The 12,843-nt window shown below is 41.9% G+C and carries 11 protein-coding genes and 3 pseudogenes; 6 read left to right on the top strand and 8 right to left on the bottom strand.

The window, feature by feature from the left end; all coding sequences use genetic code 11:
• The first annotated feature begins 26 nt into the window (after positions 1-26).
• On the top strand, positions 27-1,208 hold the full coding sequence (locus G4D73_RS15055) for a helix-turn-helix domain-containing protein (protein WP_213687801.1): 1,182 nt from the start codon (positions 27-29) through the stop codon (positions 1,206-1,208).
• A 514-nt stretch (positions 1,209-1,722) separates the two neighbouring features.
• On the opposite strand, the gene mdh is transcribed toward G4D73_RS15055, so the two are convergent.
• Positions 1,723-2,895 carry an iron-dependent methanol dehydrogenase gene (mdh, locus tag G4D73_RS15050; protein WP_004281959.1) on the bottom strand — a complete coding sequence of 391 codons (1,173 nt, stop codon included), beginning with the start codon at positions 2,893-2,895 and terminating at the stop codon, positions 1,723-1,725.
• A 267-nt stretch (positions 2,896-3,162) separates the two neighbouring features.
• On the opposite strand from mdh, the gene G4D73_RS15045 reads away from it, so the two are divergent.
• On the top strand, positions 3,163-3,558 hold the full coding sequence (locus G4D73_RS15045; RefSeq protein ID WP_008306679.1) for a transposase family protein: 396 nt from the start codon (positions 3,163-3,165) through the stop codon (positions 3,556-3,558).
• The gene (locus G4D73_RS15040; protein WP_016658330.1) at positions 3,506-3,976 is read left to right on the top strand and encodes an IS5/IS1182 family transposase; all 471 of its coding nucleotides are present in this window, start codon (positions 3,506-3,508) and stop codon (positions 3,974-3,976) included. The genes G4D73_RS15045 and G4D73_RS15040 overlap by 53 nt, the downstream gene beginning before the upstream one ends.
• A 93-nt stretch (positions 3,977-4,069) precedes the next feature.
• Here G4D73_RS15040 and G4D73_RS15665 read toward each other — a convergent pair whose 3' ends face one another.
• From G4D73_RS15665 to G4D73_RS15010, 7 genes and pseudogenes are all read right to left on the bottom strand, one after another.
• Positions 4,070-4,342 (bottom strand): hypothetical protein, encoded by a 273-nt coding sequence (locus tag G4D73_RS15665; RefSeq protein WP_005100766.1) that lies wholly within the window; start codon positions 4,340-4,342, stop codon positions 4,070-4,072.
• Positions 4,339-5,898: a PepSY-associated TM helix domain-containing protein gene (locus G4D73_RS15035; RefSeq protein ID WP_213687800.1), complete on the bottom strand. Its 1,560-nt coding sequence runs from the start codon at positions 5,896-5,898 to the stop codon at positions 4,339-4,341. The genes G4D73_RS15665 and G4D73_RS15035 overlap by 4 nt, the downstream gene beginning before the upstream one ends.
• Positions 5,899-5,901: 3 nt before the next feature.
• A complete protein-coding gene (locus tag G4D73_RS15030; RefSeq protein WP_004647796.1) occupies positions 5,902-6,183 on the bottom strand; it encodes a hypothetical protein in 282 nt (93 codons plus the stop codon).
• A 42-nt stretch (positions 6,184-6,225) separates the two neighbouring features.
• Positions 6,226-6,837, bottom strand: coding sequence for a DUF4198 domain-containing protein (locus tag G4D73_RS15025; protein ID WP_004647798.1), 612 nt, complete (start codon positions 6,835-6,837; stop codon positions 6,226-6,228).
• 71 nt (positions 6,838-6,908) lie between these two features.
• The gene (locus G4D73_RS15020; RefSeq protein ID WP_213687799.1) at positions 6,909-9,065 is read right to left on the bottom strand and encodes a TonB-dependent siderophore receptor; all 2,157 of its coding nucleotides are present in this window, start codon (positions 9,063-9,065) and stop codon (positions 6,909-6,911) included.
• A 306-nt stretch (positions 9,066-9,371) separates the two neighbouring features.
• Positions 9,372-9,782, bottom strand: a pseudogene (locus tag G4D73_RS15015) (transposase); the annotation flags it as partial.
• Positions 9,772-10,301: pseudogene (locus G4D73_RS15010) on the bottom strand (TolC family protein); the annotation flags it as partial. The pseudogenes G4D73_RS15010 and G4D73_RS15015, both read right to left, overlap by 11 nt.
• On the opposite strand from G4D73_RS15010, the pseudogene G4D73_RS15005 reads away from it, so the two are divergent.
• From G4D73_RS15005 to G4D73_RS14995, 3 genes and pseudogenes are all read left to right on the top strand, one after another.
• Positions 10,296-10,899 (top strand): annotated as a pseudogene (locus tag G4D73_RS15005) (IS982 family transposase); the annotation flags it as partial. The pseudogenes G4D73_RS15010 and G4D73_RS15005 sit on opposite strands and share 6 nt — an antisense overlap.
• Positions 10,900-11,047: 148 nt before the next feature.
• Positions 11,048-12,037, top strand: coding sequence for a biotin synthase BioB (gene bioB, locus G4D73_RS15000; protein ID WP_180039004.1), 990 nt, complete (start codon positions 11,048-11,050; stop codon positions 12,035-12,037).
• Between the two features lie 66 nt (positions 12,038-12,103).
• Complete coding sequence (locus tag G4D73_RS14995; protein WP_213687798.1) at positions 12,104-12,814, top strand: alpha/beta hydrolase; 711 nt, start codon at positions 12,104-12,106, stop codon at positions 12,812-12,814.
• The last annotated feature ends 29 nt before the right edge of the window (positions 12,815-12,843 follow it).

Raw genomic sequence — 12,843 nt, 5'->3', positions numbered from 1 at the left:
ATCATGAATTGTTGTGAGAATAAGGAATGATGACAAAACAAGATTTGATGGAAAAAAGGCACAATACTGATCAGCTTCGGCAAAACAGCAGTTTGTCTCCCTTACATGCAGAACAGCTAGGACAGAGTATTGCCAGCTCCTGGCAACGTTCATCCTCGGCTGAAATCCCGAAGAATCGTTTAGCAGCACCGCTGACGGATTTAAAAAAGACCACTTCTTCCTCAACTTTAGCCCAAGCCCTGCAACATTGTGCTCAGGATTTAAAACATATTGCCGAGCAATCTTCTATGGTGCTGGCGGTCGGAGATATCGGCAGCACCATCATTTGGGCAGCTTCTAGCCCACAAATGCAAAGTGCCGCAGAAAGTGTACATTTTATTGAAGGTGGGCAATGGCGCGAAGAGCTAGTCGGAACCAATGCATTGGCATTATCCTTAAAAACTCAACAATCCAGCTGTGTCTTTTCCAGTGAACATTACATGTCCTCCATTCATGATTGGGTTTGTTACGCTGCCCCGATTATTGATCCCTATTCAAAACAGGTCTTAGGTGTCATTGATCTGTCGACTACCTGGCCAAAGCATAACAGTTTAGCACTACTAGCTGCGGAGCGCTGTGCTACGATTATCCAGTCGGCTCTACTAGAATGCCAGAAGCAGCGCCTGTTTATTCGGGCTTTTTCATTACCTCAAGTGCTGTTTAATGGCAAGATGCTGGTTCTGACTCCTCGACAGATTGAAATTCTGACCATTCTAGCCTTATGTCCGCAGGGTCTGAGTCTAGATACCTTGCATCAAGCCTTATATGGCGAGCGCAAGGTCAGTATGGGTACTTTAAAAGCAGAAATGTCACAGTTACGCGATGTATTAGGTGGTATGCTGGGGTCCAGACCCTATCGTTTATTGGCGCATGTAGAGGCTGATTTTTTAATGACAGAGCAATCTTTAGATGCTGGGTATATCTATTCAGCCTTGAAGTTATGTACCGGCGTATTTCTGGCCAAAACAGAAAGTCCATTTCTATGTGCCTGGAGAGATTGTCTGGAATCACGCCTGAGCGATGCCATTTTCAAGGCTAATGAAACCGATGTCTTGCTGAAACATGTGGCACATTTTCCTGAAGCGATTGATGCTGTAGAACGCCTGATTGAACTGATGCCCAAAAACCATCCCGTTCATCAGACTCTGTTAAAATATAAAAATCTTTAAAGCTGATGTAACTATCGGTACAAAGCTAAACAGTTAAAATAGGAAAATTCTGGAATATTAAGTATTATCCTTGCTTACTGTGGGTTTGCTTATTAATTTAGACTGAACCTGATCCTAAAATTTTTATCAGTGGCTACCCAGTTTGACCAGCCGCTTGATGGGATGCTCTTCATCAAAATCAGCTACGCTCACCTTCATGTCATTTGAAGGACGCGCAGTTTATTCCTCAGAGATTAAATATGATATTAAGATCATACGACGGGAAATTTTTTCTGGCTGGGACGGGCTAAAAAAATCGTGGCATTTTTCTACCATGGGATTAATGTCGATATTCATAATGAAGGGGACTTCATAAAAAAGAAACACCCCCCGCTTTTATCCTCTTATGAAGGCAAAAGGATCAGCCAGGAACAGGAAAATGCATGTCTGCTCTTGGCACACTTCCTCAGGAAGTGAAACAGGGGCTGTTAAAAATGTAAGTCAGATGCTTGGAGAGAAGACTTACATTGAGGCACTACATCGCCGCTTTAAAAATATCTACCACTTGGGCATGGCTGGCTTTACGTGGATTGGTCAGCATGCAGGCATCTTTTTGTGCATTTTCCGCCATGATGGCCAAGTCAGCTTCTTTTACATTCAATTCCGTCAGCCCAGATGGAATACCAATTGAAGCCGAAAGCTGACGAATGGCGCCAATCGCTTCATAAGCTGCTTCAGTTACGGTTAAGCCTTCTGTATTCACCCCCATCAATTGGGCAATTTTGGCATAACGTTCAGGACAAGCAATCAGGTTAAATTCACAAACATGGGGGAGCAGAATTGCATTACAAACACCATGCGGCAAGTTGTAGAAGCCTCCGAGCTGATGTGCCATCGCATGCACATATCCTAAAGAGGCGTTATTAAAGGCCATTCCGGCAAGATATTGAGCATAGCTCATGGCATCCCGTGCTTCTAGATTATCCCCATTCGCCACTGCGGGACTGAGCCATTCACTGATCATGGTGATCGCCTTTTCTGCACAGGCATCAGTGATGGGATTAGCAGCCGTAGATACATAGGCCTCAACCGCATGTGTCAGAGCATCCATCCCTGTTGCCGCAGTCAGGCCGGCAGGTTTGGCCAACATCAGTTTAGGGTCATCAATTGCAATAAGTGGTGTGCAACGCCAATCTACAATCGCCATTTTCACATGGGTATCGGTATTGGTAATGATACAGAAACGTGTCATCTCCGAAGCCGTCCCTGCCGTGGTATTGATTGCAATCAGTGGTGTCATCGGAACGGTACTTTTATCAATCCCTTCATAATCACGGATATGTCCGCCACCTGCAGTGACCAGACCGATGCCTTTGGCACAGTCATGTGATGAGCCCCCACCTAACGATACAATAAAATCACAGGCATTTTCATTATAAGCTTCAACTCCATGATGCACGTTAATATCAGTTGGATTGGGTTCCGCACCTGGGAAAATATAACTGTCAACACCTGCCTCTTTCAAATAATCTGCAATATCATCTGCAACACCAAATTTAAACAGGCCAGCATCAGTTACAATCAGTGCTTTCTTGGCGCCTAAATTTTGTGCTTTGATCCCGATTTCTTTAGCACAGCCCGGACCAAAAAGTGAAACACAGGGAATATAAAAACCGTTAGTTTGATCTGAAATATTTTTAAAAGCCATGGTGTTATTCCTTCTACCATTCATTGATTATTTTATCGGTGACCCTCACCGTAATATGAGTATTGAATGAAGTTAAAAAGAATCCTACCTACCAAATACCTACCAATTTAAATTTTTGATTCTAGCCAAAATAATGCATTTGAGGTATTTAAAAGCAGATTGGCAAGGTTTAGCAGATACTAGATCTCTTTCATAAATCAAAAAACGATCTTCTTTTTGGTTAATATTTGCACTCCGGATTTCTTAGCATTCGTGCATAATCTGCGGATGAAATACATCGATTCAAACAAGCTCTCTGATCCTCAGTTCAAGCGATACACAGGCATCTCATGGTCAACTTTCTATTTGATGGTTGAGCAATTGCAGAAGCATGTCTCTGCCAAAGGCAGACCGCCCAAGTTAAGCCTGGAGGATCAGGTTCTGCTCTGTCTGAGCTATTGGCGGGAATACCGAACCTTATTTCACGTTGCGACGAGTTACGGGGTTTCAGAGCCCACAGCCTCAAGAATTGTCCGTCATGTTGAAGACTGCCTGATTCGGTCCAATCTGTTTAATTTACCCAAAGATTTACCCGAGGGCGAAGGCATCGACTGGAATGTTGTGATCGTGGATGCCACGGAAATTCCAATCCAAAGGCCTAAAAAAACAGAAGAAAAGCTATAGCGGCAAGAAAAAGACCCATACCTTTAAAGTACAGGCCATGATTCACTACAAAACTCAGCAAATTCTGAGTTTATGTACCAGTCGCGGTGCAGTGCATGATTTCAAGTTGTTCAAACGCAATTTAAACCAGATTCCTTTTGGGGCTTTTATCCTTGCAGATAAAGGCTATCAGGGGATTTATGTATTGTATCCGAATAGCCTGTTGCCATTAAAAGCCAAAAGACACTGTAAATTGGATCCTGAATTGAAAATCTATAATCAAGAAATCAATAAAAGAAGAATCGGAATTGAGCATGTATTTGGCAGCCTGAAAACCTTCAAAATCCTTGCTGAGCGTTATCGAAATAGAGGTAAAAGGCTTGGTTTGAGATTCAATTTAATCGCTGGAATCTACAACTTGGAACTGAGCAAAAAATGATTTATGAAAGAGGTCTACTGGGTAGATTGGTTTAATAAAGGGCGTGTGAATAGCACACTAGGCTGTTTGCTACTTTCTGATTTTAAATAAATACTAAAATGCTTTATTCATTTTTAAGATAAAGATAAACAGTACAGGGCTTAGAAATACCCATAGAGACACAAAGCTAATACTGGAGCTAAACTGGGTACGTAATAAAAACATCGCGACGAATAAGAAAATACCTGCAGCGAATTTAGTGTACGTAGGAAAATCCGCTAAAAAAGCGTAATGAGATTTTCGGGTTTTTAGGATCTGCTTTTCACTTACCACATAAAAACCAAAACAGCTCAGCCAAAGCAGACCGATCACTGCAATCCATATCATATTGATGATTCCTGTTGAGTGATTTTTAATTTAGCCTGAATTTTATTGACCGCTTTTTGCTGAATGGGCGTAATTTTTTGGTGTAAAAATAGGGCAAAAAGGGCCAAGGTCCATAACATTAGCTCAATACGCAAAAAAGGCCAATAAGTCGCAAAAGAAGCAATATATTGCTGGGAAACTAAATAATAAATATCAATCAGGGGAAGTATAAAGGCAGCACAAATCAGAAGTTTAAGCTGCATTCTCCATATATGCTGCTGTGGGGTTACACATGCCAGGATAAAACTGCCAAGCCAGATAGAGAAAAAACTATAAATTTCATAATTTGGTGCACCTACAGGAATACTGATAAAACGATTCGCATAGAGATATCCCAGCATGGCAAGCGGCAAGCCAATAATTATGGTGATATTCAAGCGGTTCACTAAATAGTGTCCGAGATGAAACCGCACTGATTTTTTCTGCATTTGGCGTTTCAGGCTCCACAGCAGCAATCCGGATGCAATCATTGCGCAGCCTAATATGCCGGAGAAAAATAACCCTAAACGTAAAACAGGTTCAGCAAAACGTGCCATATGTAAACCATACATGCTGGCATTTAGTGTGGCAATTGCACTTTCATTTTGTGTATTTTCAAGCAATTTTCCGGTAGCAGCATTTAAAATAAGCTGTGCCTGATTTCGTGTAATGGAATGATCTTTGAGCTGAGTTAAGGTTATGTGTGCCAGCTGGGTATTGGGCTGCTTGACCGTGATATTGTCAAATTCCGCATATCCCCAGTGTTGCTGTGCCGTGGTGATAAAATGTTGAATTGGCAGCATCTGGGTTTTCACAGGAACTGAGTGGGTGGCTGATGTATTGATTGTGCGAATTTCTTCAAAATATTGAAAGGGATTGTCTGGATAAAGTTTTTTCATACCGGAAGGCAGCACGATATAAAAGAAAATCGCCAACCCGGTAAATGTCATGGTCAAAAAGAACGGCAGGGCAATCACTGAACTGACATTATGAAAATCCAGATAAGAGCGCTGTCCTTTAAAGGCTCTTAGGGTAAAAAAGTCTGTCAGTATTTTTTTATGGGTAATAATTCCTGAAATCAGAGTCAGTAACATGATAAAGGCAGCGACCGTCACAATGAGGCGACCGATGGTGTAGGGCATACCATAGAGCTGAAAATGAAAATTATAGAAAAAATCTCCCCCTTGTGTGGCTGAAAGCTGTAATTCTTTTCCTGTCGAAGCATTCAGGGTTTTGACTTCATAGCCACCATCCGCTTTTTGCCAGTAGACTTTATTCACCGGTGAATCTTGATTGGCGACTCCGATATACCAGTTTTGGGCGTCCGGTGCATGCTGCTGTAAATAGCTGTAAGCAGATTTTAAGGCAGTTTCCTGATTGACTTGTATTGAGGCAAATTCAGGCTGCATCCATATACTGATTTCATGCCGGTAATAGGTGACCGCGCCTGTTAAAAAGATCGCGAAGAGCAGCCAGCCAAAACTTAAACCTAACCATGAATGTAGCCATGCCATGGATTGACGGACAGATTTATGCATGGTTTAACCTATGAAGCGGGAGATGGTAAATAAGCTAAGGAAAGGAAGCAGGCTATAGACCGAAAGCTTTTTTAAACTCTGGATACAGAAGATGCCAATCACAAAACAGACATAAAAAATCAGGGCAATAACGGCGGCCAAATAGACGGATTCTGCTTTGGGCAGAAAAGCCTGTAGAAAGTAAGCCAGATCGAGTGCGATCAAATAACTGCACAAGTAGCCCATCCCAAAGCTCATGCCTAAGCGATAGAAAATGGCGAGTGGCTGCACTACAACAGACATCATATTTGGCCTTGAATAGATCTATACTGATGAAAATCTAAAAACTTAATAAACAAAACTTAAAGTCGTTACCAGATACTGTTTTTTATAGGCCTGCTGATTCAATTTTCCGGCCTTGTCTGCTTCTTTGCCAACTTCAATGACATATTGACCTTTCCATGGCGTGGCGATCGTAATCTGGCCTTGGCCGTTGGTGGTGTATTTTTTTAGCCAAAATTGCGGGGAAAAGACTGTGACTTCAACATCCGCAGCAGCTTTACCCTGATACAGTACCGTAAATGTATTGCTGTTGATCTGGGTCGGGACAATATCCAGTTCGGACTCTGCTTTCAAGTTTTGTCTGCCGGATTTGGCATGATAGCTCAGCAATGATTCTCCATAGATCAATTCATGAGTGAGCTGGACATCGGTCTGGCCTTGGGTTGCATAGAGCAAATGATCCTGTTGCATTTGAGGACTAAATGTTTTTTTGGCCTGAACGGCCTTTGCCTGATTGAAAGACTTGAGGGCACCTTGCTGCGTTTCTTTGAGCTGTTCACTATATTCACCAAAGAACGCATGAGTCTGCTGATTTGTGCCACGTTCTAGCCAAAGCATATGCGCCTGAGCTGAAAGTGTCATAGACAGTCCAAGGGTCAAAGCGATCATTTTTTTCATTTGTTTTACCTATTTTTGTGTATGTAGTGATGATTTAGCCCTGAACATGTCGTCAGGGCTCAGCTTAAAAATTAATATTTAAATTTCACAGCAACGCTGTAATTCGCTGGTGCACCATAAAAACCTTGCTGATTGGGGAAATTGAATAGGTATTTTTCATTGGTCAGGTTATTACCATTGGCTTGAAAGGTCATATGCTTATTCAACTCATAGCTGGCCATTAAGTTCACGAGCGCATAGGCATCCTGTTCAATGACTCCAGCTTTCTGGGTAATCACTCCATTGGTGGTTGCTTCAGGCACATCCAGATAGGTTTGATCCTGCCACTGCACACCAAGGCCCAGTTTCAGTTTTGGAAGTTGTGGCACCTGATAGGTGGTTAAAAGATTAAAAGACTGGGTTGGATTGAAGGTACGCGCATCACCGCCATTGATCAGATCTTTCAGGCTAAACTGGGTATAACCAAAGCTTAAGTTAAAATGGTCGGTCAGTTGTCCCGCCAAGCCAAACTCGTAGCCTTGGGAACGCAGGTCACTGACCTGAGTTGTGCGTAAAGTCGGGATACCATCAGAATCACGAAGCGGATAATTACTTTGCTCCGTTCTGAACACAGCCATGGTGGCGGTAAGCTTGTCATCTAGCCAAGAACCTTTGACTCCGACTTCATAGCTTTCACCTTCGATCGGTTTGTTAATGCTGCCATCATCTGCTTTGGTGGTTTGCGGACGGAAAATCGAGGTATAACTCAGGTAACCTGTATATTCAGGGCTAAAGTTATAGGTCAGACCGGCATAGGGTAAAACTTTATCTTCATCATAAATGGTGTCGGTCCCATAACTGCTACCACTGCTTTCAGCCTGAACGTAGTTCGCACCTAAAAGCAGTTTCAGATCATCATTCAGATGCAGTCGGGTCGCAGCATAAAGGCTCTGGTTCTTCTGCCGGATATGCATTTCACCACTGGTTTTCGACATATCCCAGCTTGGTTCTTCGGGTGTAAAGCTGGCTAAATCTGTGGTCAGCGGATTGACAAAGCTGCCAGCATAACCCAATTCATCCAGACGATTTTTGGCCCAGACATAGCCCAATGAGGCTTCATGGCGTTGTCCCCAAAGCGGATAGGTGCCGCTAAAACTCAGGCTGGCTTGTTGTTCTTTATTGTCATCAATATACATGCCTGGGTAGAGGAAGATGCCTGAAGTGCCATTTGTGCCAGGTTTGCCGGACAGAAACAAGAGCTTTGAATCGCGTTGTGTACGTTTTTCATCATAGGTCAGTTTGGCTGTCCAGTCGCCACCCAGTTTTTGTTCAAGCTCGGCAAAGTAACTTTTAATATTGCTATCCCAGTGGGCCCAGCTTGGACTGTAATTATAATTCCGTGAGTAACTGAGCTGCTCGCCTTCAGTATTGATCAGTGGATTAGAACCCCAATTGACACCATTCGGCTTGTGATTGGTTTCGGTATAGCCAGCAGTCAATAGAGTTGTGTCAGTAATATCTGCCTCCACAACAGCACCTATGCCGTTTTTTTCCAGTTCATAACGATCCAGATAACTGTCGCCTGTTTGTTGATAGCCAAATACACGACCTCTGACTTTTCCATCTTGGGTGAGAGGAGAGGATACATCTACTTCATAGCGCTGCGTATTCCATGAGCCATAACTGGCATTAAAGGCTGTTTGAAGGTCGGATGTCGGGCGTTTGCGAATCATATTAATAGTTGCGCCGGGATCGCCAATTCCATTATTTAAGGCATTCGCGCCTTTCACCACTTCGATACGGTCAAACAAAAAACTGTCTGGATTATCATTATTATAATTATAGCCTTCGAGTGGAATACCAACGCCATCGACTAAAACATTTGAAATCTCGAAACCTCGGGCAAGGTAGGAGCTCCGTTCCGTTTCCTGATTGCTGACGATAATGCCAGGGGTATTGCGCAGTACGTCCCGGGTATTATCCAAGGCAAAGTCATTCAGTTGCTGGCGAGTGATGACATTGACTGTTTGCGGCGTTTCCTTGAGTGGAATATTCAGTTTTGAGGCGGTTGACGAATTTTGGATGATATAAGCCTTACTCTGTTCGGAGCTGAGCTCACTCTGTTCTGATTCCGCTGTAACTGTAATCGTCGGTAATTGCTGAGTATCATCGGCAAAACTTTGCTGGGACACTAAAATTGCAAGACTAAGAAGAGAAAGCTTAAATGATGGAGGAACGGTATAAAACATTTTAGTTAATGTAAATGATAATAATTATCAGTAATATTATTGTTTAATATCTCTTAAAGCAATCTCAATATAATAGGAAATCCAAATGAAAAATGAGTTAATGATAGGTAAATCTACAAATAAAAGTTTAATGTAGGGAGTAGGGAACAATAAAATATCACTGTTAAAAAAAGATGTTATTACCTTACTTTTGTGCTCCTGAACCAATTTGTTTATATACTGCACTATAAATTTTCAAATCCTCAATCTGGAGTGACTTTGTTGCATAAAGGCTTCAGAGATAGATCTTTTCTAAGTTACTCGAATTCAAGTGACAACTTGGGTATGAGGTCGACCTAATTCCGTTAATTTATCGTCTAATAATTTAATGCAATACATTTTGGTTTTGACCAAACTTCGCCGATGATAGCCTGACCATTTCTTCCATAGTGTCCTGCCTAAACATTTAACGGTTCGAAGTAATTCATTTCGCTCTTGCGAATGAACTTTTGTAATTTTCTAAGGCTTTGCATTTTTTCTGGAGGGAACTACCGCATATGCTTACCGGTCTGCAATGACTTGACGGCATTGCTTGGTGTTATAAGCCTCGTCTGTATAAACTGAATCAATCTGTTCATCCAACGGAATTTGATCAAGTAACTCCCCAAGGATTCGTGAATCACTCACATTATTCGTTGTGAGCTGAACTGCTCGTATTTGAAGAGTTTTAGCATCTATAGTGGGTATTGGTATGTTGAATGTAGTTCGGAAATTCTGTAATCGAGCCATGGCTTTGTAATAGGGTGGCCAGTGACATCACATATTTGTAGGCATTCAAGGCAGTTTCAGCTCGTAGTCCGCTCAGCATATTTTGTGCATCGATGACCTGTGTGGCGGTGCCCATATCTTCTTTAAAAGACAATTCTTGGATGCGTAAATTTTCCTGTGCGGCTTTCAAGTTTTGTGCCAGAAGTGCATCACTTTGCTGTACACTGAATGCTTTGCTATAAGATTTATAAATCAGATTTTCAATTTCTTGCTGGGTGCGTGCAGTGAGTAATTCTGTAGCAGAGCGTTTGAGTTCGGCAGCCTGAATATTCTTGTTTTTATCGATCCCGGAAAACAGGTTATAGCGTGCGGCAACTCCGACAATCCAGTTTTCATTTTGATCCAGACTATATTCGCCAAAAGCAAAAACATTCGGTTTTTTGCCGCTTGCTGGGCTTTCACATTGGCTTGAGCCAATTGGGTATGCATGAATTAGCTCTACATGCTTTACATGTGGCACTGATGAAAGGCCAAGGTACACAATATTTATGGATTGATTCAACAACTCTGCCAATTTGTAAAAATCAACGTATTTAGCGTCATAAATCATTAATCCAAATTGCATCACATGGTAGAAGCTCAATAGGCTGGTTTTATGGCTGTAAATTACGTATTGCGATGAATCAATTTGGTGAAATTGCCTGTTCTGCTTTATCGAATGGACATGTTGCTAATATAAAAATGGTTGAGCAATTGGTTGCTGGTATAGAAGCAAAACTTTACGGGGATCGAGGTTACATCAGCCAAGAATTAAAAATTAGATTGAAAGATCAAGGTATTGATTTAATTACTTATCATCGGAAGAATATGCAGGCTATTCAACTCTGTGCATCAGATAAATATCACTTAAGACAACGCAATAAAATAGAAATATTATTCGGCTTATTGAAGGGGCAATACAATTTATTGACGAGTAAAGCACGTAGTCTTCATGGATTTCTGCGTGGAATTTACGCCTCACTATGTGGATATCAATTTAACCCATCGAAATAAGCCAACAATTCAAATTAAGGACTCATCGGCTTAAGCAGGATTCGGGTTAAATAAGCTTTCAAAAATAGCTTGACACACTAAAGCTATTTTAAGCAGGCAATGAATATGAAAGAAAACGCTAAAGAAAAATAAAAAAAACAGCGTATGATTTACTCAATGGAATTTTAGATGATGCAGACAAGATGATCCGTAATGATTGGTCACGTGCCGAAATACAAGAAATTTATGACTTGCCTTTAATGGATTTACTGTTTCAGGCACAGCAAATTCATCGCCAAAACTTTGAACCGAATACTGTTCAGGTCAGTACTCTGCTTTCAATTAAAACGGGCCGTTGTCCGGAAGATTGTAAATACTGTTCGCAATCTGCACATTACGATACTGATCTGGAAATTGAAAAACGCGTAGAAGTACAAAAGGCGATTGCTGAAGCCAAACAGGCCAAAGCTTCCGGTTCGACCCGTTTCTGCATGGGCGCAGCATGGCGTAATCCGCATGAACGCGATATGCCGTATGTGCTGGAACTGGTGCAGGAAGTCAAGAAACTGGGCATGGAAACCTGTATGACTCTAGGAATGCTGAATGCCTCACAAGCGGAACGTCTGAAAGATGCAGGGCTAGATTATTATAACCACAACCTTGATACCTCACGTGAATATTATGCCAATGTCATCAGTACACGTAGCTTTGATGACCGCTTAAATACGCTTGATCATATACGTGATGCCGGAATTAATGTCTGTAGTGGCGGTATTGTCGGCTTGGGCGAAGGCGTACAAGACCGAGTCGGTTTGTTGTTTGAACTAGCGACTATGCCGATTCACCCGGGTTCGGTGCCCATAAATATGTTGGTTCCTATTGAAGGCACACCACTGGCCGATGTTGAAAAACTGGATGTGATTGACTGGATTCGTACTATTGCGGTAGCACGGATTATTATGCCGAAGAGTTATATCCGCTTGTCGGCAGGTCGTGAATCTCTCTCTGACTCTGATCAGGCACTGGCATTTATGGCTGGAGCTAACTCATTATTTTCAGGTGATAAATTGCTTACTGCCCCGAACAGTGGTGAAGGTAAAGACAAAGCCTTGTTTGCTAAATTAGGCTTAAAAGCTGAAGCTGCCAAGAAAACAGCTAAAGAATTGGCTGTAGATGCGATGCAACCTGCTTAATTAATCGTGTAACAAACAGGGATCATTTCAACTTGAATTGGTCCCTTTTTTATTGGAACAGACAAAATGAAGATACTGATGATTACGGGTTGGGGGCTAGGAACAGCGGTCTTAACCCCGTTTGTAGAACAGTTGCGGCAGCAGCATCAAGTTAAAGTATGGGATATTTTCGATCCTAACGTAGAAAGTCTTTTGGCCGAAAAAGTCAGGCAGGCGAGTTCGTTTGATGTCTTGATGGGGTGGTCTTTGGGTGGACAGTTGGCACTTTTGCTGGCTAATGAAATCCAGCAACAACTGAAAATTGCCAAGCCAGTGATTTGCTGTATGTCAAATCCCTGTTTCGTGGCCAATGAAGCATGGCCACAGGCGATGCCAGTTGAACAATATACACAATTTAAATCTTCCATACTGGCTGATCCAAAACGCGGGATGCAGCGCTTCTGTACCTTGGTCACTTTAGCTGGTGCAGCAGCGCGTGAACGTGCAAAATTATTGCACCAACAGTTAAATAGTATTGATTTAAACTATCAGATTAAGCATCTTTATCTCTTGCATCAATTAAATCTGGTGGATATCCTAAAAAATCATTCAGTCAAGATGCTATTTATATTTTCCGAGAATGATATGTTGGTTCCTTACAAAGTTAGTCAAGAATCTGTGTTTTTAACAACCCAAAATCTGAATTTGGTAAAAATACAGGGCACGCACGATGCCATCCTTTTTGATGCCAAGTTACTCGTTGAGCCAATTTTAAAATTTTTAGCCGATCTGGCTTAAGCAAAAAGAGATTGGTAGCTCTTGACGTT

This window comes from Acinetobacter sp. WY4 (assembly GCF_018438165.1).
GTDB lineage: Bacteria > Pseudomonadota > Gammaproteobacteria > Pseudomonadales > Moraxellaceae > Acinetobacter.
This window is presented reverse-complemented; position numbering and strand designations above follow the sequence as displayed.